The following is a 22,134-nucleotide window of genomic DNA, read 5'->3' on the forward strand; positions in this document are numbered from 1 at the left end:
TCAGTCGAAGCGGGCGGCTTGTTGTCCGCGGGGCGCCGCCGACCACCGCCGGGCCGCGCGGCGCATCGAGCCCGCGTCGGAGTAGCCGAGCAGTTCGGCCTGTCGGGATCTGGTGAGCGGACCGGCCGACGTCGCCTCGTTGAGCCGCGCGCTGCGCGCCCGATCCAGTTCGTGCCGCCACGTGGTGCCCGCCTCCATCAAGCGACGCTGCAGCGTGCGCGGGCTGGTGGCCAGCCGGTGCGCCACCTGATCGAGCGAGACATCGCCGGTTTCCAGCGCGTCGGCGAGCGCGGCCGCGACCCGCGCCGGCCAGGCGGTGGCCAGCGGCGGCGGTGGCGGCAAGGCCTCGGCGAGCGGCCGCAGCACCGCGGCGAGCACCGGATCGCTGGTGGTCAGCGGCAGGTCCATATCGTCGGCGCGAAAGACCATCGCGTCGAACGGTGCGTCGAATTCGATGGCGGCGGTGCCGAACACCTCGACGAACGTCTCCACCTTGACCGGCGCCGATTGGCGCAGCGAAACCCGCAGCGGGATCACCGGCTCACGGACCACCCGCCTGGCCCGGCTGAGTACGGCGGCCAGGCCCCACAGCTGGGTGAGGTCGCGGCCGCGGCCCTCGCCCTTGATCATGTCGAGGTAGAGCGTCACCTCCCCGTCGTGCTCGGCGACCAGGTCGAAGCGGTGGTTGGTGGTGACCGCGGTGACGTACGGCCCGCAGGTGGCCAGGCCCGCGCCGAGCGTGGGCGCAGTGGAGAACAGATAGTCGTACAGGCCGAGGGTGTGCAGTTGGTAGCGCTTGGCCACGTTCAGCGCGACGTCCGGATCGCCGAGCCCGTGTTCGCCGATCTCCCACAGCCGGGAGAAGGTGTGGCTGGGCAGGTGCACGTCGTCACCGGCCAGCGTCCACTCGGGCAGCCCGGTCTCGCGGATCAGTCGATCGCGATCGAGACCGGCCGCGCTGAGTTGAGAGATAACGAACCGGTGCAGCAAAACCTGATCGGTACCCATCGCGTCCTCCCGCGCCTCCGGCGAACTGCGTGCGCGGAAACGCTATCTCCGGCGTGTTGATTCGTCATGGGGTTCTTGTCACGGATCGGTTAACCGCAGGCGCCGACCCATTCGGACAACCCGTCGGCAAACAGCTGTCGCTTCCAGATCGGCACCTCGTGCTTGATCCGATCCACCAAGGCCGCGCAGGTGGTGAAGGCCTCGGCGCGGTGCGCGGCGGCGACCGCGACGACGATGGCGTCGTCACCGACGGTCAGCGCGCCGATCCGGTGCACGGCGGCGACCGGCAGGCCCGCGGACTCGGCTAGCTCGGCACAGACCTTGTGCAGGAAGCGCTCGGCCTCCGGATGCGCCGAGTACTCCAACGCGGAAACGGCCTGTCCACCGTCGTGGTCGCGGACCTTGCCCGTGAACACGACGACGGCGCCGTAGTGCGGCCCGGTCACCGCGGCCTCGACCGCGGCGGCGTCGAGCGGCTGGTCGCTGATCCGGGCCAGCCGGACGGTGGGTTCAGTTGTTGTCATGGCTTCCGCCTCCGGCTACTTGCGCGAGCAGATGATCGAGCAGCGGTTCGAGCACCGCGATGCCGTCCTTGACGCCGCCGGGGGAGCCCGGCAGGTTCACCAGCACCGACCGTCCGGCCAGCCCGGCCACGCCGCGGCTCAGCGCGGCCAGCGGGAACTTCGCGGTGCCGCGCTGGCGGATCGCCTCGGCGACGCCGGGCAGCTCGCGGGTCAGCACGGCGAGGGTGGCCTCCGGGGTGGCATCGGTGGGCGAGGCGCCGGTGCCGCCGGTGCTGATCACCAGCGACGGCTCGAAGCGCAGCGCGTCGGCCAGTCCGACGGCGATGTCGGCGTCGGCGTAGACGAGCGGTCCGCGGACCGAAAAGCCGAGACCGGCAAGCCATTCCGTGAGTACCGGCCCGGTGGTGTCTTCCCGGGTGCCCGCCGCGACACCGGTCGAGGCGACGAGGACAACCGCGGATCGAGCGCCCGAAATGGGTGCTGGCGACGCGGTGCTCGCTGCGTGTGGCTCGCCGGGGACGGGTTTCGTTGCGGCGCTACCCTGCTGATGGTCGGCGGACTCGGGACGCACCCAATGTCCATGCTTGCCACCCTCTTTGGTGAGCAGCCGCACTCCGTTGAGCGTCGCCGCCGGATCGACCGCCTTCACCATGTCGTGCAGCGTCAGCCCGGCGACCGCGACCGCGGTCAGCGCTTCCATCTCGACGCCGGTGGGCCCCTTGGTCTTTGCCGTGGCCTCGATGGTGATGCTGGACTCGGTGAAGCCGAATTCGACCTGCACCGAGGACAGGGCGAGCTGATGGCACAGCGGGATCAGCTCCGAGGTCTTCTTCGCCCCGGCGATGCCCGCGATCCGCGCGGTGGACAGCACGTCGGCCTTGGGCATGTCGTCGGCGCGCACCAGCGCGATCACCTCGGCGGTGGTCAGCAGCTCGCCGCCGGCCACCGCGATCCGGGTGGTGTCGGACTTGGCGCTGACATCGACCATGCGGGCGCGGCCCTCGCCGTCCACATGGGACAACTCACTCATCGAAAACTCCTGGGACAGGGCGGATCACAGCGACCACACGCGTACGACGGCACCAGCGGGCAGCGAGGTGACCTCGGCCGGAATATCGATCAGCACATCCGCCCACGCCATGCTCGCGACGAGATGGGACCCGGGACCGGAGACCACCTCCACCGCCTCCGGATGCCGGTGCAGCGCGGGCAGATCGCCGTGCTTCGCGCGAATCAGCTTGCCGCGCAAGAACTGCCGTTTGCCGTGCGGCGAGCGGGCCACCTCGTTGCGCAGCGGCAGCTCGTAGATGTCGACGTGCGGCAGCCCGGCGAGGCCGCGCAGGATCGGCCGGGCGAACACCTCGAACGACACCATGGTGCTGACCGGATTACCGGGAAAGCTGAGCACCGGCACGCCGTCGACCACGGTCAGGCCCTGCGGCCCACCCGGCTGCATGGCGACCGAGCCGAACGTGCCGCCGAGCGGTCCGAGCACGTCCTTGACCACCTCGAAGTCACCCTTGGACACCCCGCCGGAGGTGAAAACGACATCGGCGGATCCGGTCGCATCCGCCAGCAGCGCGCGGAACCGGTCGGGATCGTCGGTGCTGTGCGTGACCGAGACGACGGTGACCCCGTTCGCGGTGAGCGCGGCGGCCAGCGCGATGCCGTTAGAGTTGTAGATCTGCCCCGGCGTCAACGTGCTGCCCGCAGGCACGAGCTCGTCGCCGGTCGTGATGACCGCCGCCCGGACCGTGCGGAACACCGGCACGGTCGGCAACCCGACCGCGGCGAGCGCCGCGATGTGTCGTGGCTCGAGCGTGGTGCCCGCGTGCACGAGCAGGTCGCCGGCGCGCACGTCGGTACCCGCCTCGCGCACGAATTCGCCTGCGCTGCGGCCGCGTTCGATGGTGATGGTGCCGTTGCCGGCGCGCACGTCCTCCACCGGAACCACGCAGTCCGCGCCGGGCGGGATCGGCGCGCCGGTCATCACCTTGATCGCGGCGCCGGGCGGCAGCGGCGTCTGCCCGGCATTGCCCGCCGCGACGACACCGGCCACCCGCAGCGTGACCGGCGCGACCACCACGGACGCGGCGCGCACCGCATAGCCGTCCATCGCCGAATTGCGGAACACCGGCAGATCCACCGGGGAGCGGAGGTCGTCGGCCAGTTGCCTGCCGAGTGCCTCCGGCACCGAGACGTCTTCGATCGAGCGCGCGGCCAATGGCCGCAGCAGCTGTTCGATGCTGTCTCGGTAGTCGTCGACGGGCCGGGCCGAGACGCTGGCGGGCCGAGGGTTCATATGAGCCAGCCTAACGTCCGCCGATCGAGGTCAATCGGCCGTCTGGCTTGTGTGAACCTCACAATCTCGTGCGGCGCGCGGTGCGCGATTCCGTACCTTCTGCGACTGACCAACGGCGGGCAGAGGTCATAATGGACAGGTGACTCTGGTCGAGATGGGGATTCCTGCCGTGCGTTCCGGGCGTCCCTCGCTCGACGGGCGCCCCGATACGCCGTTCCTGCTCGACCGATTCGGGCGGGTGGCCCGCGATTTGCGCGTCTCCATCACCGAGAAGTGTTCGTTGCGCTGCACGTATTGCATGCCCGAGGAAGGGCTGCCCGCGATACCGCACCACGAACTGCTCACCGTCGAGGAGATCGTGCGCCTGGTGGCGCTGGCGGTGCGCGAGCTCGGCGTGCAGGAGGTCCGGTTCACCGGCGGTGAGCCGTTGATGCGCCGCGACCTCGAAAAGATCATCGCGGGCTGCCACGAACAGGTGCCCGACACACCCCTGGCCATGACGACCAACGGCGTCGGACTCGAGCACCGTGCGCCCGCGCTCGCGGCGGCCGGACTGAGCCGGGTGAACGTCTCGCTGGACACTGTCGACCGCGCCGGCTACGCCAAGCTGACCCGGCGCGACCGGCTCGACTCGGCGCTGGCCGGCATTCGCGCCGCCCGCGACGCCGGGCTGGCCCCGGTCAAGGTGAACGCCGTCCTGATGCGCGAAACCCTGTCCGGCGCAGCGGATCTGCTCCAATGGTGCCTGGACGAATCGTGCTCGCTGCGGTTCATCGAGGAGATGCCGCTCGACGCCGATCACGAATGGGCCCGCGCCAACATGGTCACCGCCGCCGAACTGCTCGGCGTGCTCGGCGCCCGTTTCGACCTCACCCCGGCGGGCCGCGACGATCCCTCGGCGCCCGCCGAGAAATGGCTGGTCGACGGCGGCCCCGCGACCGTCGGCATCATCGCCTCGGTCACCCGCAAGTTCTGCGACACCTGCGACCGCACCCGGCTCACCGCTGACGGCATGCTGCGCTCCTGCCTGTTCAGCGACCAGGAGTACGACCTGCGGCAGGTGCTGCGCTCCGGCGCCGACGACGCCGAACTGGCGACGCTGTGGCGCGGCGCGATGTGGAACAAGTGGGCAGGCCACGGCATCGACATCGAGGGCTTCGTGCCGCCGGAACGCACGATGGGAGCCATCGGTGGTTGAGATCCGCTACTTCGCCGCCATCGCCGACGCCGTCGGCAAGGACCGGGAGACCCTCGACCTGCCGAGCGGCGCCACCGTCGCCGACCTGCGCTCGACGCTGTCCGCCTCGTACGGGCCGAACCTCGACAAGATGCTGTCGGTGTGTGCCTACCTCGTCGGCGACGAACTCACCCGCGACCCGCACACCGCGTTGACGCCGCGAGTGGACGTGCTGCCGCCGTTCGCGGGCGGCTGAGCCAGCCCTAGGGCGCGCGGTTGCGTGCTCGGTCGGCGCCAGGGGGTTAGCATCGGCGCGCCAACGCCTTTCGCCGATCGAGGAGGCCGACCGGACATGTCACAGTCGCCGCAATTCCTACGCCATCCCGCGATCCTGCGGCAGGAGGAGATCCGGGCGTCCAGCCTGCAACTCCGGCTCGCCGACGCCATCACCAAGTTCGCCGGGTCCATGCAGTTCGTCTACATCCACGCCGTGTTGTTCGTCGTGTGGATGGTGTGGGGCGAGTCGAACCCCTGGCCGACGCTGACCCTGATCGTCTCGCTGGAGGCGATCTTCCTGTCCACGTTCGTGATGATCGGCCAGAACCGTCAAGCCCAGTTCCAGCAGATCAAGGCCGACCACGATTTCACCCAGCAGGAGCTCGAGCTCAAAACCAACACCGAGCTGACCAGGGCGATCCACGCGATGACCACCGAACTGCTGCGTCGGGATCACGCGAAACCGGAGTAGAAATAATTTGCGGCGATGTGTATATCGCCGTGCGTTGTTCGTCGTCTGGGTAGGGAAGGGTGACGGACTCTTCCATCAGCGGAAGGTTGGCGACCATGCACTACTTGGCGACGATTGTGGGAAACGAGCAGACGGCCCAGCCGGGATCGCCGGAGTTCGCTGCGGGGGTCGAGAAATATGCGGCATTCCAGGAGGCGGCCGGTGCGGCGATCGCGGGTGGCGCGGCGCTGTTCCCGGCGGCCACCGCGGTCAACGTCCGGGGCAGTGGCGAGCAGACGTTGGTGACCGACGGACCCTTTACCGAGCAGGCCGAGGTGGTCACCGGGTTCTACGTGTTCGACGTGCAGGATCTGGACGAGGCCATTCAGCTCGCCCGGCAGATTCCGGCCGCCCTGCACAACGCGATCGAGGTGCGCCCGATGGCGATGTGGGCGCCGCACGACACGCCGGGCGCGGACTGGTGGGCCGCGCTGCTGTGGGAGTCGCAGGCAGACATGATCGCCCCGGGCGGCCCGGAGTGGGAGAAGATGGCCGTCGAACACGGGCAGTTCGCGGCGAAGGTCGGCGCGGCGATTCGAGGTGGCGGGGCATTGCAGGCGCCGGATACCGCGACCATCGTCCGCGTGCGCGACGGGAAGTTGCTGCTCACCGATGGCCCGTTCACCGAGGGCGCCGAGGTGGTCGACGGACTGTACGTCTTCACGGCGGCAAGTCCGGCGGAGGCCACGGAGATCGCGGCCCAGATTCCGCGGCGACCGCACGGACGCTCGGAGATTCGCCGCATCGTCGACGTCGGTTTCTGATCGTGCCGGGCCCGGCCATCGACGGCGTCTACCGTGCCGAATTCGGCCGGGCCCTGGCCACCGTCGCCAGGCTGGTCGGCGACATCGGGCTGGCCGAGGACGCGGTGCAGGAGGCGTTCACCGACGCGTTGCGCAGCTGGCCGGACCGCGGTGTGCCTGCCAATCCGGGTGCCTGGATCACCACCGCGGCGCGTAATCGCGCACTGGATCGGTTACGGCGCGAGTCGGCCAGAGGCGGCAAGGAGCAGGACGCCGCCCTGCTGGCCGTGCCGAGCGAGGAGGCCGACATGTCGGCGGTATCGGACGACCAGCTGCGCATGATCTTCACCTGCTGTCATCCGGCGCTGTCGCCGGAGTCTCAGGTGGCGCTGACGCTGCGGCTGGTGTGCGGGTTGCGGACTGCGGAGATCGCCAGGGCCTTCCTGCAGCCCGAACATACTGTGGCGCAACGACTTACCCGTGCGAAGGCGAAGATCCGGCAGGCGGGCATTCCGCTGCGGGTGCCGCCAGCGCCGCTGTTGCCGGAGCGCATGCCCGCGGTGCTGGCGTGCGTCTATCTGGTCTTCACCGAAGGCTATTTCGCCACCGCTGGACCGACTGCGGTCCGAGATGAGCTGTGCGACGAGGCAATTCGGCTCGGCAAGTTGCTGTGCGGTCTGTTGCCGGACGATGCGGAGGCGCGGGCGCTGCTCGCGCTGATGCTGCTCAACGACAGCCGTCGCGCCCAACGGCGTAGTGCGGAAGGGGAATTGGTGCCGATCGAGGACCAGGATCGCACCGCGTGGAACCGGCCGCAGATCGAAGCCGGGCTGCGCTGTCTGATTTCCGCCGCCGCGGATGGTGCCGGTCCCTACCTCGCCCAGGCCCGCATCGCAGGCGCCCACGCCATCGCCGCCACCTGGGAGCAAACAGATTGGGCGGCAATAGTTTCCGCCTACGATGAGCTGATCACGTACTCCGACTCGCCCATGGTCGCGGTGAACCGCGCGATCGCCGTCGGCTTCCTGTGCGGCTTCGACGCCGGCCTCGCCGCCCTCGATGAGGTAGCCGACCACCCACGGCTGGCCGCCTCACACCTCGTACTCGTCACCCGGGCCGACCTGCTCCGCCGCGCGGGCCGCTACCCGGAGTCGGCAGCGAATTACCGTACCGCACTGGAACATACGCCTAACGAACAGGTCCACCGCTTCCTGTCCCGGCGCCTCGCCGAGGTAGCGCGAGCGGCATCCCCGCACCCCCTTTGATGCGGTAGACGGTGTGTCGTGCGGCAAGTCGCTGCGCGACGTGCACGGCGATCGCTACCACGCCTGTACCGCCGAGGTCGGGCGGTTCATCCCGGCCGTCGGCGGGCGACCGCGGGAGACAGAGTTGGCCGACCGCAACACGCCGGGCGATCGTGTGACCTGGCAAAGAATTGGTGTGCACGCCGGTACCGTCAGCGTCCATGTCAACCAGTTCGATGATGCTTCGACGCGCTATTCGAATGGCGTGCAGTCTGGCGTCGGTGGTTGTGTTGTGTCTATCAGCTTTTCAGACCGCCGGCGCTGAGCCGCCGGCCGGCGGGGAATGCAGTCCGACGGACCGCGATTACTCGCTGCAAAAGGGGCAGGACCAAATCGTTCAGCAACTCGGTCATCTCATCACCCTCACCGGTCCGCAAGACGTGGCCGATCTCGCCGGCTACGGGTACGTGTCCGTTGCACACGGAATGAAGTCGTTCGAGAATATGGGTGTCGTGGTCTCCGACGGCGCCCAAGCGCTGCAGCACATTTTCCTGCCTACCTCGACTTTCGTCGCCGGACGGCCGTCGGATCTGTTCTACGCTCCCCGATATTCCACCGAGGCGGCCGATACCGGAAGCACGTCGGTGCCCAGCTTTCCCTATCAACTCGTCGGCTGGGTATACGGAACCGCCTACAACCCCGGGGCGGTCCCGGTCGCGACGGGGATGTGCATACCGGCCCAGGAGTGGTTCGTCCACGAACGAGGCGTGCACGTGTTCCCCGGAATGGAAATGGTGATGGACCCACCGGCCGAGCAATGGCCCGGTCAAGTCCAAGGATGGTCGCAGCCTCCGCTGCTGTCACTGACGCCCCTCGGAATCGCCCACCCGCGGCTGTGGACAGTGCAAGTCTGGATCGACCCGAATGGTGGTCCACCGAAGATCGGATTCAGCTACCCCTTCGGGCACATACCGGGAGAACCGGACGACATCTCACATATCTTGGATTCAATGTTCTACCCTGCCGAAACCCCGGAAGCCATTGCGCACAGGTAGGTTTCATCGTCGCTAGTGCGACCTCGGACGGCCTGCGTTTCGCATGAGTTGATGGGTTATGGGGCAACACAACCCGAGCCGCACGCGGGGTGAGATCGGGGGGGTGTGCGGGTGGATTGCCCACTGGCCCAACCTGTTTCCCCACTACAACTGGGGTTTCATCAAGCTGACGCCCCGGCTTAATCTCCGATCCATCGGGATTCATCCGTCCCTTTGGAGGAGCTGACTATGCCCCGAATCTTCCGCAGTGCCACCGCCGGTCGCGTCATCGCCACCGCCGTCGCACTGCCGATAGCGCTATCCCTCGCCATCGCGGGGTCGGCCTATGCCGACCCCAGTCCGCCGCCCGGGCGACTGGCCGACTCGATCAAGGCGCCCGCCGTTAAGCAACACCTGGAGAAGTTCCAGTCGATCGCCAATGCCAACGGCCGTACCCGGGCCGCTGGCACCGCAGGCTACGATGCCTCCCGCGACTACGTGGCGGGCGAACTTCGCCGCGCGGGTTACCAGGTGACGTTGCAGCCGTTCACCTTTCAGTCCTTCCGGGAACGGACCACGCCGGTCCTGGAACGGGTTTCGTCCGCCCACACGGCATACAAGCCGAGCGCACCGGACCGCAGCCAGCTCGGCGACTTCGCCACCCTGACCTATTCGGGGTCGGGCGAAACGAAGGCGACCGTCCAAGGCGTCGATCTCGCCTTGTCGCCCGGTTCGACGACGAACGCCTCGACCTCCGGCTGCGACACCGCTGACTTCGCCGAGTTCACCCGCGGCAATATCGCGCTGCTGCAGCGCGGCACCTGCACGTCCGCCGATAAAGCCCGAAATGCCCAGGCCGCAGGGGCTTCCGGCGTCATCATCTGCAACGAGGGCCAGCCCGGCCGCACCGACACCTTCGCCGAGCCGCTCGACGAGACCGGCATCACCGTGCCGGTGGTCGCCACCAGCTTCGCCGTCGGCAAGGACCTGGCCAAGGCGAACACCGTCGTCCGGCTCAAGACGGACACCGAGTCCCTCCCGGCCACCACGCACAACATTCTGGCGGAGTCCCCGCAGGGCAACCCGGACAAGGTCGTCATGGCCGGGGCACACCTCGACTCGGTGCGCGCCGGCGCGGGCATCAACGACAACGGTTCCGGCAGTGCGGGCCTGCTCGAGGTCGCCCTCCACATGGCCACGACCACACCGAAGAACAAGGTCCGGTTCGCCTGGTGGGGCGCCGAGGAACTCGGCCTGGTCGGCTCCAAGTACTACGTGGCGAACCTGTCCGCAGCCAACCGCGCCAAGCTCGAGCTGTATCTCAACTTCGACATGATCGGCTCGCCGAACTACGCCTACAAGATCTACAACGGCAGCCAGGGCCCGGCCGGTTCCGCCCAGATCGAGCAGAACTTCGCCCGCTACTTCGATTCGAAAGGCCTGCGGCACAACGGTGCTGCGCTCGACGGCCGCTCGGACTACGGTGCCTTCATGCGCGCCGGCATCGCGGTCGGTGGCTTGTTCACCGGCGCGGAGGGCATCAAGACACAGCAGGAACAGCAGATGTTCGGCGGCCAAGCGGGCCGCGCCTACGACTCCTGCTACCACCGGTCCTGCGACACGACCACCAACATCAGCGACAAGGCGCTGACCGACAACACCGGCGCGATCGCCGACGCGATGCAGAACTACGCCGCCAGCGCCGACCCGCCCGGCACTGCGACAAGCTAGTCGCGCCACCAGGCGTGGAGCGGGGTGACCGGAACCGTGCGCTTGTGCCTGGTGTTCAGATAGATCGACTCGATTCGCTCGGCGACCTCGGGGGTGACGTCCTTGCCCTCGAGGTAGTCGTCGATTTCGCGGTAGGTCAGGCCGAGCGCTTCCTCGTCGGGCAGCGCCGGCCGATCGTCTTCCAGGTCGGCCGTGGGGACCTTCGACCAGATGCTGGCCGGTGCGCCCAACTCCTGCAGCAGCGAGGCGCCCTGCTGCTTGGTGAGACCGGTCAGCGGGGTCAGGTCGACGCCGCCGTCGCCGTGCTTGGTGAAGAAGCCGGTGACCGCCTCCGCCGCGTGGTCGGTGCCGACCACGAGCAGGTTCTCTTGACCGGCGATCGCGTACTGGATCACCATCCGCTCGCGCGCCTTGATATTGCCGCGCACGAAATCCCGGAGCTTATCGATCTTCAGCGCGGAGGCCACCTCGCCCGCGGTCGCGTTCGCGCTCGGGCGGACATTCACCGACACCGACCTGTCCGGCTGGATGAACCGCAGCGCGGTGCGCGCGTCGACCTCGTCGGCCTGCACGCCGTAGGGCAGTCGCACCGCGAGGAACGTCACGTCCGCACCGTCGGCTCGCAACTCTTCCGCGGCCAACTGGCACAGTCGACCGGCCAGCGCGCTGTCCTGTCCGCCGCTGATGCCGAGCACGAAACCCTTTGCGGGAGTGGCCTTCAGATAATCCTTGAGGAAATCGACCCGCCGCCGTACCTCGATCTTCGGTTCGATGGTCGGCTGGATGCCCAATTCCGTGATGATCTGTTCGCGCAGGTTCCGCATGGCAGCCCACTTTACTGACTGTTCACCGCGAAACAACGTGGCGAACCAAGGCTTCCCAGTTGTCACCGATCTGATCGCGGGTATATCCCTGCGCGCGCATCTGATGCATGATCAGCGCGGCGCTGAGCGCACCGAGCAGGCTGTCGGCGACCAACGGGATCTCCCCGGGCACTCCGGCCTGCCGCAGCAGCATCGACACGTGCGCCTTGAGCAACAGATAGGGCGCACCCGAGTAGCGGTCGCGCGCCTCGCCCACCTCCGCGGCGCGATACAACTCGCCTTCCACATCGATATCGAGCAGCCGCGCGCGCCCGAACGCGACGAGCCGCTCCACCGGCGCCGCGCCGGGACCCAGCGGCGGCGGCCCGAACATGAACGCCTCCTGCGCCTTGCGCTCGGAGTGATCGAGCAGCGCGAGCAGCAGCCCGGACCGGCTACCGAACCGCCGGAAGACGGTGCCCTTGCCGACCCCGGCCCGCTTGGCCAGCGCGTCCATGGTGAGGCCGTCGACGCCCTGCTCGCGCACCAGCTGCTGCGCGGCGTCCAGCAGCAGCTGCCGGTTGCGTGCCGCGTCGGCGCGTTCGGTCGGTCCGGCCGCGCCGGGTAGCGGCGCGCCGATCCCGAGCAGCGGACGTGTCCCGGGCATGGGGAGATCCGATGTGGGGTAGCTCACAGCAGCCACGCAATCTCCGCGGGAAGTAATCGGACCACGGTCCGGTTAGTCATCGATGAAAGTTCGGACACCACTTACTCAGTACACCAGGAGTTGTCATGGGCCAGACCCGCATCCTCGCTCTCGTCGGCAGCCTCCGCGCCGCGTCCATCAATCGGCAGCTGGCCGAGACCGCAGCACAGACGGCCCCCGCGGGCGTCGAGATCACCATCTACGAAGGCCTCGCCGACATTCCGTTCTACAACGAAGACCTCGATGTCGAGGGTGTCGTACCCGCCGCCGCACAGGCGCTGCGCGACGCGGTCGCCGCAGCGGACGGCCTGCTCGTGGTGACGCCCGAATACAACGGCACGCTGCCCGGTGTGTTGAAGAACGCGATCGATTGGGCCTCCCGTCCGTACGGCGCCGGTGCTATCAAGGCCAAGCCGACCGCTGTGGTCAGCGCGTCGATCAGCCCGAACGCCGCGCAGTGGGCGCACGGCGACACGGTCAAGTCGCTCGGCGTGGCGGGTGCCAGTGTGGTGGAGTCCGCGCACCTGCACTTCGCGACGATCGGCGAGCGGTTCGGCGCGACGCATCCGCGCGAGGATGCCGAGGCGCTCACCAAGCTGGCCGCCACCGTGCACGAACTGGTGCAGGCCACTCGGGGCGAATTCGCCGCCGTGTAAGCTTCGCGTCCGGTCTTCTCGAGGGTCATCTCCGCGCGGCGGAGGTGGCCCTCTTTGTCTGATCCGGGGGTTTGCTGGAAATCAGCTACGGTACGAAATTGTGATCTGCACCACGGTCGTGTCGGGTTGCGAATCGAGCGTCCAGGTACTTACCGCCTTCGAATTTCATCAATGTGACTCGCAACATGTCGTGTTGGATGATTCTGTCGGCCACTAGGTGTAGTGTCTTCGGTACTGGAAGACGGCATGACACCCCGCTCTGCGAGCATCGGCCCGAAGGGGTTGAGCAGGGGATTTACAGCCAGATCCAGGAGTTTGCGCAGCAAGGTCGGATAGTGCGTCGCTAGTGACTGCTTGCAGGTCACTAGCAATGGTCGGCATACGGATCACAGGCTGTGGATCAGGCACCAGGAGAAGAGGGAATCCAATGACCGTCACCGTGTACACCAAGCCCGCTTGCGTCCAGTGCAATGCCACCTACAAGGCCCTCGACAAGGCCGGGGTGGACTACGAGGTGATCGACATTTCCGAGAACGACGAGGCACGTGACTACGTCATGGCCCTCGGCTACCTGCAGGCTCCGGTCGTGGTGGCCGGCGAGGACCACTGGTCCGGCTTCCGCCCCGACCGCATCAAGTCGCTCGCCACCGTGGCGGCCTGACCGCTTCCGCTTTCGTTCCTCCGGGAGGAGAGGGTGACCGTGTCCGATCAGGCCGCGCTCGTCTACTTCTCCAGCGCCTCGGAGAACACGCACCGCTTCGTCGAGAAGCTGGGTCTCCCGGCAACTCGCATTCCACTGCACACCGCCGATTCGCTGCGCGTCGACGAACCCTTCGTGCTGATCGTCCCCACCTACGGGGGCGGTCGGCACGTTCTGGGTGGGAACAGATCCGACAAGGATTTCGTGCCGCGGCAAGTCGCCAAGTTCCTCAACGATCCGCACAACCGCGCTCTGCTGCGCGGGGTGGTCGCGGCGGGAAACACGAACTTCGGCGATACCTACTGCTATGCGGGAGACGTGATCTCGCGTAAATGCGGGGTGCCGTACCTGTATCGCTTCGAACTCATGGGAACCGCTGAGGACGTCGAGCGCGTCCGAGAGGGATTGGGATTGTTTTGGCAACAACAACGACAGCACCGGCCGGAAAAACGGCTCGCTTAGAGCAGTCATCGGGCCGCGGTGCGGAGGCCGGCGAGGTCATGGACTACCACGCCCTCAACGCGATGCTGAACCTGTACGGCCCGAACGGCGAGATCCAGTTCGACAAGGACCGCGAGGCCGCGCACCAGTACTTCCTGCAGCACGTCAACCAGAACACCGTCTTCTTCCACAACCTGGACGAGAAGCTGGACTACCTGGTCGACGAGAAGTACTACGAGCCGGAGGTACTCGAGCAGTACAGCCGCGGGTTCATCAAGCAGCTGTTCCAGCAGGCCTACGCCAAGAAGTTCCGGTTCCCCACCTTCCTCGGCGCGTTCAAGTACTACACCTCATACACGCTGAAGACCTTCGACGGCAAGCGCTACCTGGAGCGGTTCGAGGACCGGGTCTGCATGGTCGCGCTCACCCTCGCCGCCGGTGACGAGGTACTCGCGGGCAAGCTGGTCGACGAGATCATCGACGGCCGCTTCCAGCCGGCCACCCCGACCTTCCTCAACTCGGGCAAGAAGCAGCGCGGCGAGCCGGTGTCCTGCTTCCTGCTGCGCATCGAGGACAACATGGAGTCCATCGGGCGCTCCATCAACTCCGCGCTGCAGCTGTCCAAGCGCGGCGGCGGGGTCGCGCTGCTGCTCAGCAACATTCGCGAGCACGGCGCGCCGATCAAGCAGATCGAGAACCAGAGCTCGGGCGTCATCCCGATCATGAAGCTGCTGGAGGACTCGTTCTCCTACGCCAACCAGCTCGGTGCGCGTCAGGGCGCGGGCGCGGTGTATCTGCACGCGCACCACCCGGACATCTACCGGTTCCTGGACACCAAGCGGGAGAACGCGGACGAGAAGATCCGCATCAAGACCCTCTCGCTCGGCGTGGTGATCCCCGACATCACCTTCGAGCTGGCGAAGAAGAACGAGGACATGTACCTGTTCTCGCCGTACGACGTGGAACGCATCTACGGCAAGCCGTTCGCCGACATCGACGTCACCGAGAAGTACTACGAGATGGTCGACGACAAGCGGATCCGCAAGTCGAAGATCAAGGCGCGCGAGTTCTTCCAGACCATCGCCGAGCTGCAGTTCGAATCCGGTTACCCGTACATCATGTTCGAGGACACGGTGAACCGGGCCAACCCGATCGCGGGCAAGATCACCCACTCGAACCTGTGCTCGGAGATCCTGCAGGTCTCGACGCCGTCGATCTTCAACGACGACCTGTCCTACGCCAAGGTCGGCAAGGACATCTCCTGCAACCTCGGGTCGCTCAACATCGCGAAGGCGATGGACTCACCCGACTTCGCGCAGACCATCGAGACGTCCATCCGGGCGCTCACCGCGGTGTCCGATCAGACGCACATCTACTCGGTGCCGTCGATCGAGCAGGGCAACAACGAGTCGCACGCGATCGGCCTCGGCCAGATGAACCTGCACGGGTACCTGGCCCGCGAGCGGGTGCACTACGGCTCCGAAGAGGGCATCGACTTCACCAACATCTACTTCTACACCGTGGTCTACCACGCGATTCGAGCGTCGAACCTGATCGCGAAGGAGCGCGGCAGCTACTTCGGCGGCTTCCCCGAGTCCAAGTACGCCAGCGGCGAGTACTTCGACAAGTACACCGAGCAGGCGTGGGAGCCGAAAACCGAACGGGTGGCGCAGCTTTTCGCCGACGCCGAGGTGAAGATCCCGACGCAGGAGGACTGGCGCGAGCTCAAGGCCTCGGTCATGGAGCACGGCATCTACAACCAGAACCTGCAGGCCGTCCCGCCGACCGGTTCGATCTCCTACATCAACCACTCCACCAGCTCCATCCACCCGGTGGCGTCGAAGATCGAGATCCGCAAGGAAGGCAAGATCGGCCGCGTCTACTACCCGGCGCCGTACCTCGACAACGACAACCTCGAGTACTACGACGACGCCTACGAAATCGGCTACGAAAAGATCATCGACACCTACGCGGCCGCCACCCAGCACGTCGACCAGGGCCTGTCGCTGACCCTGTTCTTCAAGGACACCGCCTCCACCCGCGACCTCAACCGCGCCCAGATCTACGCCTGGCGCAAGGGCATCAAAACCCTCTACTACATCCGCCTGCGCCAAATGGCCCTGGAGGGAACCGAAGTCGAGGGCTGCGTCTCCTGCATGCTGTAGGGATCAACCCCTATCGCTAGTTCGCGAAAACCTCAGTGTCATTGCCGCACTGGGGTTTTCGTGTGTGAGGCGTCGCCACCGACAGGTCTCTGTTACCTTCTCGCGTCGGCACCCGTCATATGGGCGACGACCGAATTTCCGAGGTCGTTTGGCGACAATGGGAGTGGAGCAGACTGGTGCTGACGAACATCATGTACACGACGATTTATGTGACCGATCAAGACCGGGCGCTGGCGTTCTATACGGACAGGCTCGGCTTGGAGAAGCGTATCGACGTGACGGGGCCCACTGGACGGTTCCTCACTGTCGGTGTTCCCGGCAATCCGATCGGGATCGTTCTGTGGTCGCATGCGCCGTCGGCGGGGCAGCCGGTTGCGGCGGCCTCGGAGGAGGTTCCCGGGCCGGTGATCCTCGAATTCGATGACCTGAGGAAGGATTTCGAGGTGCTTCGGCAACGCGGCGTGACATTCACGCAGCCCGAGCCGACGGACTATCCGTTCGGAGTCCGGATCGACGCGGTGGATCCGGACGGTAACCGGATTGCGCTCCGGCAACAGCGGCGCACCGATGGCTGACCGTCCGGATCTGGTGGCCGAGGCATTCGAGGCTCAGCGCGATCGGCTGCGTGCGGTCGCCTATCGGGTGCTGGGCTCGCACGCCGACGCCGAGGACGTGGTGCAGGAAGCCTGGCTGCGGCTAGCCCGTCAGGACGCGGCGGCTATCGACAATCTGGCGGGTTGGCTGACCACGGTGGTCGGCCGGATCAGCCTGGATGTGTTGCGGTCGCGCCACACTCATCCCGAAGCGTCCTACGGCGACCGTTTGCCGGAGCTCGTGGTGACGGCCGATGACGCGCCCGAACCGGCCGAGCACGCGGCGCTCGCCGACTCGGTCGGCCTCGCGCTGCTCGTCGTCCTCGACTCGCTGACGCCGAGCGAGCGACTGGCCTTCGTCCTGCACGACATGTTCGCGGTGCCGTTCCAGGAGATCGGCCAGATCCTCGGCAAGTCCGCCGACGCCACCAAGATGATCGCCAGCCGCGCCCGTAGAAAGGTGCGGTCGACCTCGCCGCCGCCGGCCGCCGGACGCGAGCAGCGCGCGGTGGTCGAGGCCTTCCGTGCGGCGGCGTTCGGCGGTGACTTCGCGGCGCTGCTGCGGGTGCTCGACCCGGACGTGCGACTGACTGTCGCCAGCCCGGGCGGGGAGATCGTCGTCCTCGGCGCCACCGAGGTCGCCTCGGGTGCGCAAATGTTCGCGGGCACGGTCGCTCAGCAGCGGGCGGTGCTCGTCAACGGCCGGCCCGGGTATGTCTCCTGGCGAATGGACGGATCCGTGTTCTCCGTCATCTCGTTCACCGTCACCGACCACCGAATCACCGCCATCGCGATCGTGTCCGACCCCGCCCAACTCGCTGCGTTGGAGCTCCCGGACCCACCCGCACACTGAGGTTGGATCCGCTGCCATCGCCGGACGGTGCTCAGTCACCGCCCGGCGGTGGCGGCCGGGCCGCAGTGACGCCGGTCAGTCCATCCGCTCGATCTGCCGGATCTTGTTCATCGCGTCCAGCGCGGCCACCTTGTAGGACTCGGCCAGCGTCGGGTAGTTGAACACCGCGTCCACCAGATAGTCCACCGTGCCACCGCAACCCATCACCGCCTGGCCGATGTGCACGAGTTCGGTTGCGCCGGTGCCGAATACGTGTACGCCGAGCAGCGACCGGTTCTCGCACGAGACCAAAAGCTTGAGCACGCCGTAGGAGTCGCCGATGATCTGGCCCCTGGCCAGCTCGCGATACCGGGAAACGCCCACCTCGAACGGAATTCGCGCCGCGGTGAGCTCGTCCTCGGTCTGACCGATGAAGCTGATCTCCGGAATCGTGTAGATGCCGATCGGCTGCAACGCCGAAAGTGCCTGCACCGGTTCGCCACACGCGTGGTGCGCGGCGAGCCGTCCCTGTTCCATCGAGGTCGCGGCCAGCGCGGGGAACCCGATCACGTCGCCGACCGCGTAGATGTGCGGAACCTCGGTGCGGAAGAACTCGTCCACCGCGATCCGGCCGCGCTTGTCCGCGCTGAGCCCGGCCTTCTCCAGCCGCAGGCTCGCGGTCATGCCCTGCCTGCCCGCCGAATACATGACCACCTCGGCCGGAATCTTCTTGCCGCTCGCCATGATCGCGATGGCCCCGCGCGGATGCCGCTCGACCGCGGTGACCGTCTCCTGGAAGCGGAAGGTCACTGCGAGATCGCGCAGGTGGTACTTCAGCGCCTCGACCACCTCGATATCGCAGAAGTCCAGCATCCGCTCCCGCGATTCCACCACGGTCACCTTGCACCCGAGCGCCGCGAACATCGACGCGTACTCGATGCCGATCACCCCGGCGCCGATCACGATCATCGACTGCGGCACGCGTTCCAGCTCCAGAATGCCGTCGGAGTCGATGACGGTCTTGCCGTCGAAGTCCACCGTGTCCGGCCGGGCGGGCTGGGTGCCCGTGGCGATCACGATGTTCTCCGCGGTCACCTTTGTTTCCTGACCGGTGCCGTCGATCACCTCGACGGTGTGTTCGTCCACGAACGATCCGAGACCGGGCAACATGGCAACCCGGTTGCGGGACAACTGATTACGGACCACGTCGACCTCACGGCCGATCACATGCTGGGCCCGGGAGAGTAGGTCCGCGACGGTGATGTCGTCCTTGACCCGGTAACTCTGCCCGTACATCTCGCGCTGACTCAGCCCGGTCAGGTAGAGCACCGCCTCGCGCAGCGTCTTGGACGGAATAGTGCCGGTATTGATACACACCCCACCGACCATGTCCCGCCGCTCCACCACCGCAGCCCGTTTACCCAGTTTGGCGGTGGCGATCGCCGCCTTCTGGCCGCCGGGACCCGACCCGAGAACCAGCACGTCGAAGTCGTACATGCGCCAAGTCTGACAGCGGAATATGAAATCCACCGTCGCTTCGAGTAACCGATCGAGCGAACACGGGGACCGGTGGCGGCACCGGCTCCCCGTGTTCGTCGAACTCAGGCGAGGGCGGGGGCTACTTCCTTTTCGAAGAGCTCGATGCTGGAGGTGTCGTAGGCGGCCTCGGGGAAGTTGAAGATGGCGTAGCCGAGGCCGAGGTCGCGGATGGGGGTGAGGCGTTCGATGATCTGTTCCGGGGTGCCGACCGCGAAGGAGGGGCGGAACATGTTGTCGACGAAGGTTTTTGCCTGGTCGTCGCCGATCACCGAGGCCAGTTTGGCCTGGACTTCGGCCAGTCGTTCTTCGACTTCGGCTTCGGTGGACGCGATCACCGCGTTGAAGTTCGAGGAGCGCACGATGGCGTCGAAATCGGTGCCGACGTCGGCGCAGTGGGCGCGCAGGATCTCGGACTTGGCCGCGAACTCGTCCGGCGCGCCACTGAAGTTGGTGTACTGGGCGTACTTCGCCGCGATCTTCAGCGTCTTCTTCTCGCCGCCGCCGGCGATCCACAGCGGAATCCCGCCGTCCTGCAACGGAAGTGGCCGCACGATGGCCTCGTCGACCTGGTAGTGCTTGCCGTCCAGGGTGGCCTTACCGGTGGTCCAGGCCTGCCGGAAGATCTGCACGCCCTCGTCCAGCCGGCCGAGCCGCTCGCCCGCGCCAGGGAAGCCGTAACCGTAAGCGCGCCATTCGTGTTCGTACCAGCCGCCGCCGATGCCCATCTCGACCCGGCCGCCCGAGATCAGGTCGACGGTGGCCGCGACCTTCGCCAGGTAGGCCGGATTGCGGTAGCTCATCGCGGTGCACATCTGCCCGAGCCGGATCCGCGAGGTGGTCGCCGCGAACGCCGACATGAGGGTCCACGCCTCGTGCGTCGCCTCCTCGGTCGGCACCGGAACGGTGTGGAAGTGGTCGTATACCCACAGGGACTCCCAGGTGTCACTGGCATCCGCGCGTTGCGCGAGATCCCGCATCACCCGCCACTGGTCCGCCGGGTCGATGCCGACCAGGTCGAGCCGCCAGCCCTGCGGGATGAAGATGCCGAAGCGCACAGTTTTCTCCTTCGTGTGTTTGCCCCAAACCTAGTCAATCATCCCGTGATGGGGTCGATCGTGGCGTGGACCACCAGATACTCGGTCGCGCGAACAACCCTTCGACGCCGAATGCGTCTACCCCTGTCAGCCGATGGGCTTTTCCCGGATCGACACGTGCTTGCGGCTCTCGTTGGCGAAGGGCTCGCGCAGCCAGCCACCCCAGCGCTCGCGCAATCGCAGCCCGGCGAGCTGGGCAATCAGATCGAGCTCGGCGGGCCACGCATAGCGGAACGGGATCGATCGGTATTCGCCTCGGCCGCGGCGACCTTGGCGAAACACGCGACCTGCTCGGCTTGTGTCGTCAGGTTCATGATGGTGTTGAAGACCAGGTAGGCGACGGAAAACGGGCCGTCGACCCCAGTTGTCGCGAAGTCGCCGATGGTCACGCCGATCGCGGCGCTGTCGGGTTCGGCGCGCAGCCGAGTAACCATGGCTGCCGGCTGCCGGGTCAGTGATCGCGGCGCTGCCAGGTCGTCCAATAGCGGTCTTCGGTGGGCGGAGAGTCGTTGGGCGGGAGGACAATCGGGTCCGGCTCGCCCTGAGTGATCTCCGGCGCAACCTCATTGGTCGGATAGGGATGTGAACTATGGATCGGCATGGCACCGGTCTTGGCCGCGTGCCCGATCGGGTGCCCGGCGAAATGCCGTTCCAGCAGCTCGGCGCCGCGCAGCGTGCCACCGGCCGCCGCGAACCCGGCAGCCACTCTGGCCGCGCCTGGGCGACAGGCCATCGCCTTGTCGATACCGGCGCGCAGGGTGGCGACGGTGAGCCGCTTCGCGGACACCCAACTGCCCGCCTCGTTGGTGACCACCCGCCGCGCCACTTCGGACTGGCCACGGCCGAACGGCACCACGCACACCGGAACGCCTGCGGCCAAAGCCTTTTGGGTGATCCCCATGCCGCCGTGCGAGACGACGACGGCGGCTCGGTCGAGTAGCAGGTGGTGCGGCACGAACTGCTCGACCCGCGCGTTCGACGGGACGGTGAACGTGCCAGGGTCGATGGCGCCCGAAGTGACGACCGTGTACAGCCCGCTGTCGGTCAGCGCGTCCATCGCGGCCTGCGCGAGCTTGCCGTCGTCCTGGAACTCGGTCGAACAGGTCACCAGCGCCAGCGGCCGATCGATCTCGGTCAGCCACCCGGGCGGTTCGACGTCCGGCGCCCACAGGCCCGGCCCGATCTGATGCACCGTCAGCGGCCAGTCGCCGCGCGCGTCGTCGAACGGCGGCGCGGTGAAGTTGAGCATCAGCGGTGGCTGCCGCAAATAGTCGACGGTGTTGTCCAGCTGATCCAGTCCGTAGTACTGGCGCATGTGATTGAGCTGCGGCAGCACCTCGTTCCACCGGCGATTGAGGAACCAGGCCAGGCTGTTGTCGCGGGCACGGCCGAGCAGGCCGGTGCGCGGCCGCAGTCCGGGGCCGAAGGGCGGCGCGTCGCGCGAGGGGATCGGCAGCAGCGCCGGTGCCCACGACGCCCACGGCAGTCCGCTGGCCTCGGCGAGGATGTGGGCGCCGGGCGCGGTGACGTCGATCAGCAGCACATCTGGTCGTTCGGCGATGATCGCGCTGCGCAAGGCCTGGATCTCGTCCGGGATGCGGCCGATGAGGGCGCGCAGCGCCGCGCGCAGGGTCGCGATCCGCGAGGTGGTGGCCCAGTCGTCGAGGGTGTCGCGTGCCAGCGCCGGCGGTAGGTCGCGCACCGTGATGCCGAACGGTTCCAAGGCCGCTTCGCTGCCGGGCAGCGTCAGCACGGTCACGTCGTGACCGCGCGATACCAGCTCCGCCAGGACCGGCGCGACCGGATACAGGTGTCCTTTTGCCGGTGAGGTGAATGCCAGTATTTTGGTCATGCCACAGGCTAACTTGCAGCTAATAGTCGCGTCACCTGTTCGGAGATAACGTTATGGCCCATGGAAGAGGGTTGTGGTCCGTGATTCTCTGGACCGTAAAGCGTGATGTAAGCGGCTTTTGAAGCTAGGCCGTGATGCCCGGTCGGTCGGGTGGGTGGGAACAAAACTTGAGGTACGAGAAAGCCTCTAACCCGTTGCGAGTT

Annotated in this window: 24 protein-coding genes; 14 read left to right on the top strand and 10 right to left on the bottom strand. The window is 67.0% G+C overall.

The features are described from left to right. The 4 genes from ABZ942_RS01285 to glp all read right to left on the bottom strand — a co-directional run bounded on the left by ABZ942_RS01285 (nucleotide 1) and on the right by glp (nucleotide 3,834). Nucleotides 1-1,008: an AraC family transcriptional regulator ligand-binding domain-containing protein gene (locus ABZ942_RS01285; protein ID WP_357377840.1), complete on the bottom strand. Its 1,008-nt coding sequence runs from the start codon at nucleotides 1,006-1,008 to the stop codon at nucleotides 1-3. A gap of 89 nt (nucleotides 1,009-1,097) precedes the next feature. Continuing rightward, complete coding sequence (locus ABZ942_RS01290) at nucleotides 1,098-1,532, bottom strand: molybdenum cofactor biosynthesis protein MoaE (protein ID WP_357377841.1); 435 nt, start codon at nucleotides 1,530-1,532, stop codon at nucleotides 1,098-1,100. After that, complete coding sequence (gene moaCB / locus ABZ942_RS01295) at nucleotides 1,519-2,562, bottom strand: bifunctional molybdenum cofactor biosynthesis protein MoaC/MoaB (protein WP_357377842.1); 1,044 nt, start codon at nucleotides 2,560-2,562, stop codon at nucleotides 1,519-1,521. The genes ABZ942_RS01290 and moaCB overlap by 14 nt, the downstream gene beginning before the upstream one ends. A 24-nt stretch (nucleotides 2,563-2,586) precedes the next feature. After that, a complete protein-coding gene (glp, locus tag ABZ942_RS01300) occupies nucleotides 2,587-3,834 on the bottom strand; it encodes a gephyrin-like molybdotransferase Glp (protein ID WP_357377844.1) in 1,248 nt (415 codons plus the stop codon). 139 nt (nucleotides 3,835-3,973) lie between these two features. On the opposite strand from glp, the gene moaA reads away from it, so the two are divergent. The 8 genes from moaA (at nucleotide 3,974) to ABZ942_RS01340 (ending at nucleotide 10,550) form a co-directional block, all read left to right on the top strand. After that, entirely contained in the window at nucleotides 3,974-5,032 is a 1,059-nt protein-coding gene (moaA, locus tag ABZ942_RS01305; protein ID WP_357377846.1) for a GTP 3',8-cyclase MoaA, read from the top strand. Further along, nucleotides 5,025-5,267, top strand: a complete 243-nt coding sequence (locus ABZ942_RS01310) for a MoaD/ThiS family protein (RefSeq protein ID WP_357377848.1) — start codon at nucleotides 5,025-5,027, stop codon at nucleotides 5,265-5,267. The genes moaA and ABZ942_RS01310 overlap by 8 nt, the downstream gene beginning before the upstream one ends. A 96-nt stretch (nucleotides 5,268-5,363) precedes the next feature. After that, complete coding sequence (locus tag ABZ942_RS01315; protein ID WP_357377850.1) at nucleotides 5,364-5,759, top strand: DUF1003 domain-containing protein; 396 nt, start codon at nucleotides 5,364-5,366, stop codon at nucleotides 5,757-5,759. 59 nt (nucleotides 5,760-5,818) lie between these two features. Next, nucleotides 5,819-6,562 carry a YciI family protein gene (locus ABZ942_RS01320; protein WP_357377852.1) on the top strand — a complete coding sequence of 248 codons (744 nt, stop codon included), beginning with the start codon at nucleotides 5,819-5,821 and terminating at the stop codon, nucleotides 6,560-6,562. Nucleotides 6,563-6,564: 2 nt separating this feature from the next. Further along, on the top strand, nucleotides 6,565-7,806 hold the full coding sequence (locus tag ABZ942_RS01325; RefSeq protein WP_357377854.1) for a sigma-70 family RNA polymerase sigma factor: 1,242 nt from the start codon (nucleotides 6,565-6,567) through the stop codon (nucleotides 7,804-7,806). 13 nt (nucleotides 7,807-7,819) lie between these two features. Next, a complete protein-coding gene (locus tag ABZ942_RS01330; protein ID WP_357377856.1) occupies nucleotides 7,820-8,110 on the top strand; it encodes a hypothetical protein in 291 nt (96 codons plus the stop codon). A 115-nt stretch (nucleotides 8,111-8,225) separates the two neighbouring features. Continuing rightward, nucleotides 8,226-8,840: a hypothetical protein gene (locus ABZ942_RS01335; RefSeq protein WP_357377858.1), complete on the top strand. Its 615-nt coding sequence runs from the start codon at nucleotides 8,226-8,228 to the stop codon at nucleotides 8,838-8,840. Nucleotides 8,841-9,068: 228 nt separating this feature from the next. After that, the gene (locus ABZ942_RS01340) at nucleotides 9,069-10,550 is read left to right on the top strand and encodes a M28 family peptidase (RefSeq protein ID WP_357377860.1); all 1,482 of its coding nucleotides are present in this window, start codon (nucleotides 9,069-9,071) and stop codon (nucleotides 10,548-10,550) included. On the opposite strand, the gene nadE is transcribed toward ABZ942_RS01340, so the two are convergent. Further along, complete coding sequence (nadE, locus tag ABZ942_RS01345; protein WP_357377862.1) at nucleotides 10,547-11,374, bottom strand: ammonia-dependent NAD(+) synthetase; 828 nt, start codon at nucleotides 11,372-11,374, stop codon at nucleotides 10,547-10,549. The genes ABZ942_RS01340 and nadE overlap by 4 nt on opposite strands. A gap of 22 nt (nucleotides 11,375-11,396) precedes the next feature. Continuing rightward, entirely contained in the window at nucleotides 11,397-12,020 is a 624-nt protein-coding gene (locus ABZ942_RS01350) for a helix-turn-helix domain-containing protein (protein WP_357377864.1), read from the bottom strand. 125 nt (nucleotides 12,021-12,145) lie between these two features. Between ABZ942_RS01350 and ABZ942_RS01355 the strand changes: the two genes are divergently transcribed. From ABZ942_RS01355 to ABZ942_RS01380, 6 genes are all read left to right on the top strand, one after another. After that, nucleotides 12,146-12,715 (top strand): NAD(P)H-dependent oxidoreductase, encoded by a 570-nt coding sequence (locus tag ABZ942_RS01355; protein ID WP_357377866.1) that lies wholly within the window; start codon nucleotides 12,146-12,148, stop codon nucleotides 12,713-12,715. A gap of 427 nt (nucleotides 12,716-13,142) precedes the next feature. Continuing rightward, a complete protein-coding gene (locus ABZ942_RS01360) occupies nucleotides 13,143-13,376 on the top strand; it encodes a redoxin NrdH (protein ID WP_069163300.1) in 234 nt (77 codons plus the stop codon). A gap of 39 nt (nucleotides 13,377-13,415) precedes the next feature. Next, nucleotides 13,416-13,877 carry a class Ib ribonucleoside-diphosphate reductase assembly flavoprotein NrdI gene (gene nrdI / locus ABZ942_RS01365; protein WP_357377868.1) on the top strand — a complete coding sequence of 154 codons (462 nt, stop codon included), beginning with the start codon at nucleotides 13,416-13,418 and terminating at the stop codon, nucleotides 13,875-13,877. 38 nt (nucleotides 13,878-13,915) lie between these two features. Beyond that, entirely contained in the window at nucleotides 13,916-16,021 is a 2,106-nt protein-coding gene (gene nrdE / locus ABZ942_RS01370) for a class 1b ribonucleoside-diphosphate reductase subunit alpha (protein WP_357377870.1), read from the top strand. Between the two features lie 176 nt (nucleotides 16,022-16,197). Beyond that, nucleotides 16,198-16,596, top strand: a complete 399-nt coding sequence (locus tag ABZ942_RS01375; protein WP_357377872.1) for a VOC family protein — start codon at nucleotides 16,198-16,200, stop codon at nucleotides 16,594-16,596. Beyond that, the gene (locus ABZ942_RS01380) at nucleotides 16,589-17,467 is read left to right on the top strand and encodes a sigma-70 family RNA polymerase sigma factor (protein WP_357377874.1); all 879 of its coding nucleotides are present in this window, start codon (nucleotides 16,589-16,591) and stop codon (nucleotides 17,465-17,467) included. The genes ABZ942_RS01375 and ABZ942_RS01380 overlap by 8 nt, the downstream gene beginning before the upstream one ends. A 75-nt stretch (nucleotides 17,468-17,542) precedes the next feature. Here ABZ942_RS01380 and sthA read toward each other — a convergent pair whose 3' ends face one another. The 4 genes from sthA to ABZ942_RS01400 form a co-directional block, all read right to left on the bottom strand. After that, nucleotides 17,543-18,943, bottom strand: a complete 1,401-nt coding sequence (sthA, locus tag ABZ942_RS01385; RefSeq protein WP_357377876.1) for a Si-specific NAD(P)(+) transhydrogenase — start codon at nucleotides 18,941-18,943, stop codon at nucleotides 17,543-17,545. A 104-nt stretch (nucleotides 18,944-19,047) separates the two neighbouring features. Next, entirely contained in the window at nucleotides 19,048-20,040 is a 993-nt protein-coding gene (locus tag ABZ942_RS01390; protein WP_357377878.1) for an LLM class F420-dependent oxidoreductase, read from the bottom strand. Nucleotides 20,041-20,279: 239 nt separating this feature from the next. After that, nucleotides 20,280-20,513, bottom strand: a complete 234-nt coding sequence (locus tag ABZ942_RS01395) for a hypothetical protein (RefSeq protein ID WP_357377880.1) — start codon at nucleotides 20,511-20,513, stop codon at nucleotides 20,280-20,282. 17 nt (nucleotides 20,514-20,530) lie between these two features. Further along, nucleotides 20,531-21,931, bottom strand: a complete 1,401-nt coding sequence (locus ABZ942_RS01400; RefSeq protein ID WP_357377882.1) for a nucleotide disphospho-sugar-binding domain-containing protein — start codon at nucleotides 21,929-21,931, stop codon at nucleotides 20,531-20,533. Between the last annotated feature and the right edge of the window lie 203 nt (nucleotides 21,932-22,134).

Source organism: Nocardia sp. NPDC046473 (genome assembly GCF_040645995.1).
Taxonomy (GTDB): domain Bacteria; phylum Actinomycetota; class Actinomycetes; order Mycobacteriales; family Mycobacteriaceae; genus Nocardia.

Bases quoted from the DNA above. Each gene is read 5' to 3' on its own strand.
- ABZ942_RS01340 (WP_357377860.1), top strand. From the start codon at position 9,069: ATGCCCCGAATCTTCCGCAGTGCCACCGCCGGTCGCGTCATCGCCACC.
- nrdE (WP_357377870.1), top strand. From the start codon at position 13,916: ATGGACTACCACGCCCTCAACGCGATGCTGAACCTGTACGGCCCGAAC.
- ABZ942_RS01285 (WP_357377840.1), bottom strand. From the start codon at position 1,008: ATGGGTACCGATCAGGTTTTGCTGCACCGGTTCGTTATCTCTCAACTC.
- ABZ942_RS01400 (WP_357377882.1), bottom strand. From the start codon at position 21,931: ATGACCAAAATACTGGCATTCACCTCACCGGCAAAAGGACACCTGTAT.
- ABZ942_RS01350 (WP_357377864.1), bottom strand. From the start codon at position 12,020: ATGCCCGGGACACGTCCGCTGCTCGGGATCGGCGCGCCGCTACCCGGC.
- ABZ942_RS01315 (WP_357377850.1), top strand. From the start codon at position 5,364: ATGTCACAGTCGCCGCAATTCCTACGCCATCCCGCGATCCTGCGGCAG.
- glp (WP_357377844.1), bottom strand. From the start codon at position 3,834: ATGAACCCTCGGCCCGCCAGCGTCTCGGCCCGGCCCGTCGACGACTAC.
- nadE (WP_357377862.1), bottom strand. From the start codon at position 11,374: ATGCGGAACCTGCGCGAACAGATCATCACGGAATTGGGCATCCAGCCG.
- ABZ942_RS01355 (WP_357377866.1), top strand. From the start codon at position 12,146: ATGGGCCAGACCCGCATCCTCGCTCTCGTCGGCAGCCTCCGCGCCGCG.
- ABZ942_RS01290 (WP_357377841.1), bottom strand. From the start codon at position 1,532: ATGACAACAACTGAACCCACCGTCCGGCTGGCCCGGATCAGCGACCAG.
- ABZ942_RS01395 (WP_357377880.1), bottom strand. From the start codon at position 20,513: ATGGTTACTCGGCTGCGCGCCGAACCCGACAGCGCCGCGATCGGCGTG.
- moaCB (WP_357377842.1), bottom strand. From the start codon at position 2,562: ATGAGTGAGTTGTCCCATGTGGACGGCGAGGGCCGCGCCCGCATGGTC.
- ABZ942_RS01380 (WP_357377874.1), top strand. From the start codon at position 16,589: ATGGCTGACCGTCCGGATCTGGTGGCCGAGGCATTCGAGGCTCAGCGC.
- ABZ942_RS01360 (WP_069163300.1), top strand. From the start codon at position 13,143: ATGACCGTCACCGTGTACACCAAGCCCGCTTGCGTCCAGTGCAATGCC.
- sthA (WP_357377876.1), bottom strand. From the start codon at position 18,943: ATGTACGACTTCGACGTGCTGGTTCTCGGGTCGGGTCCCGGCGGCCAG.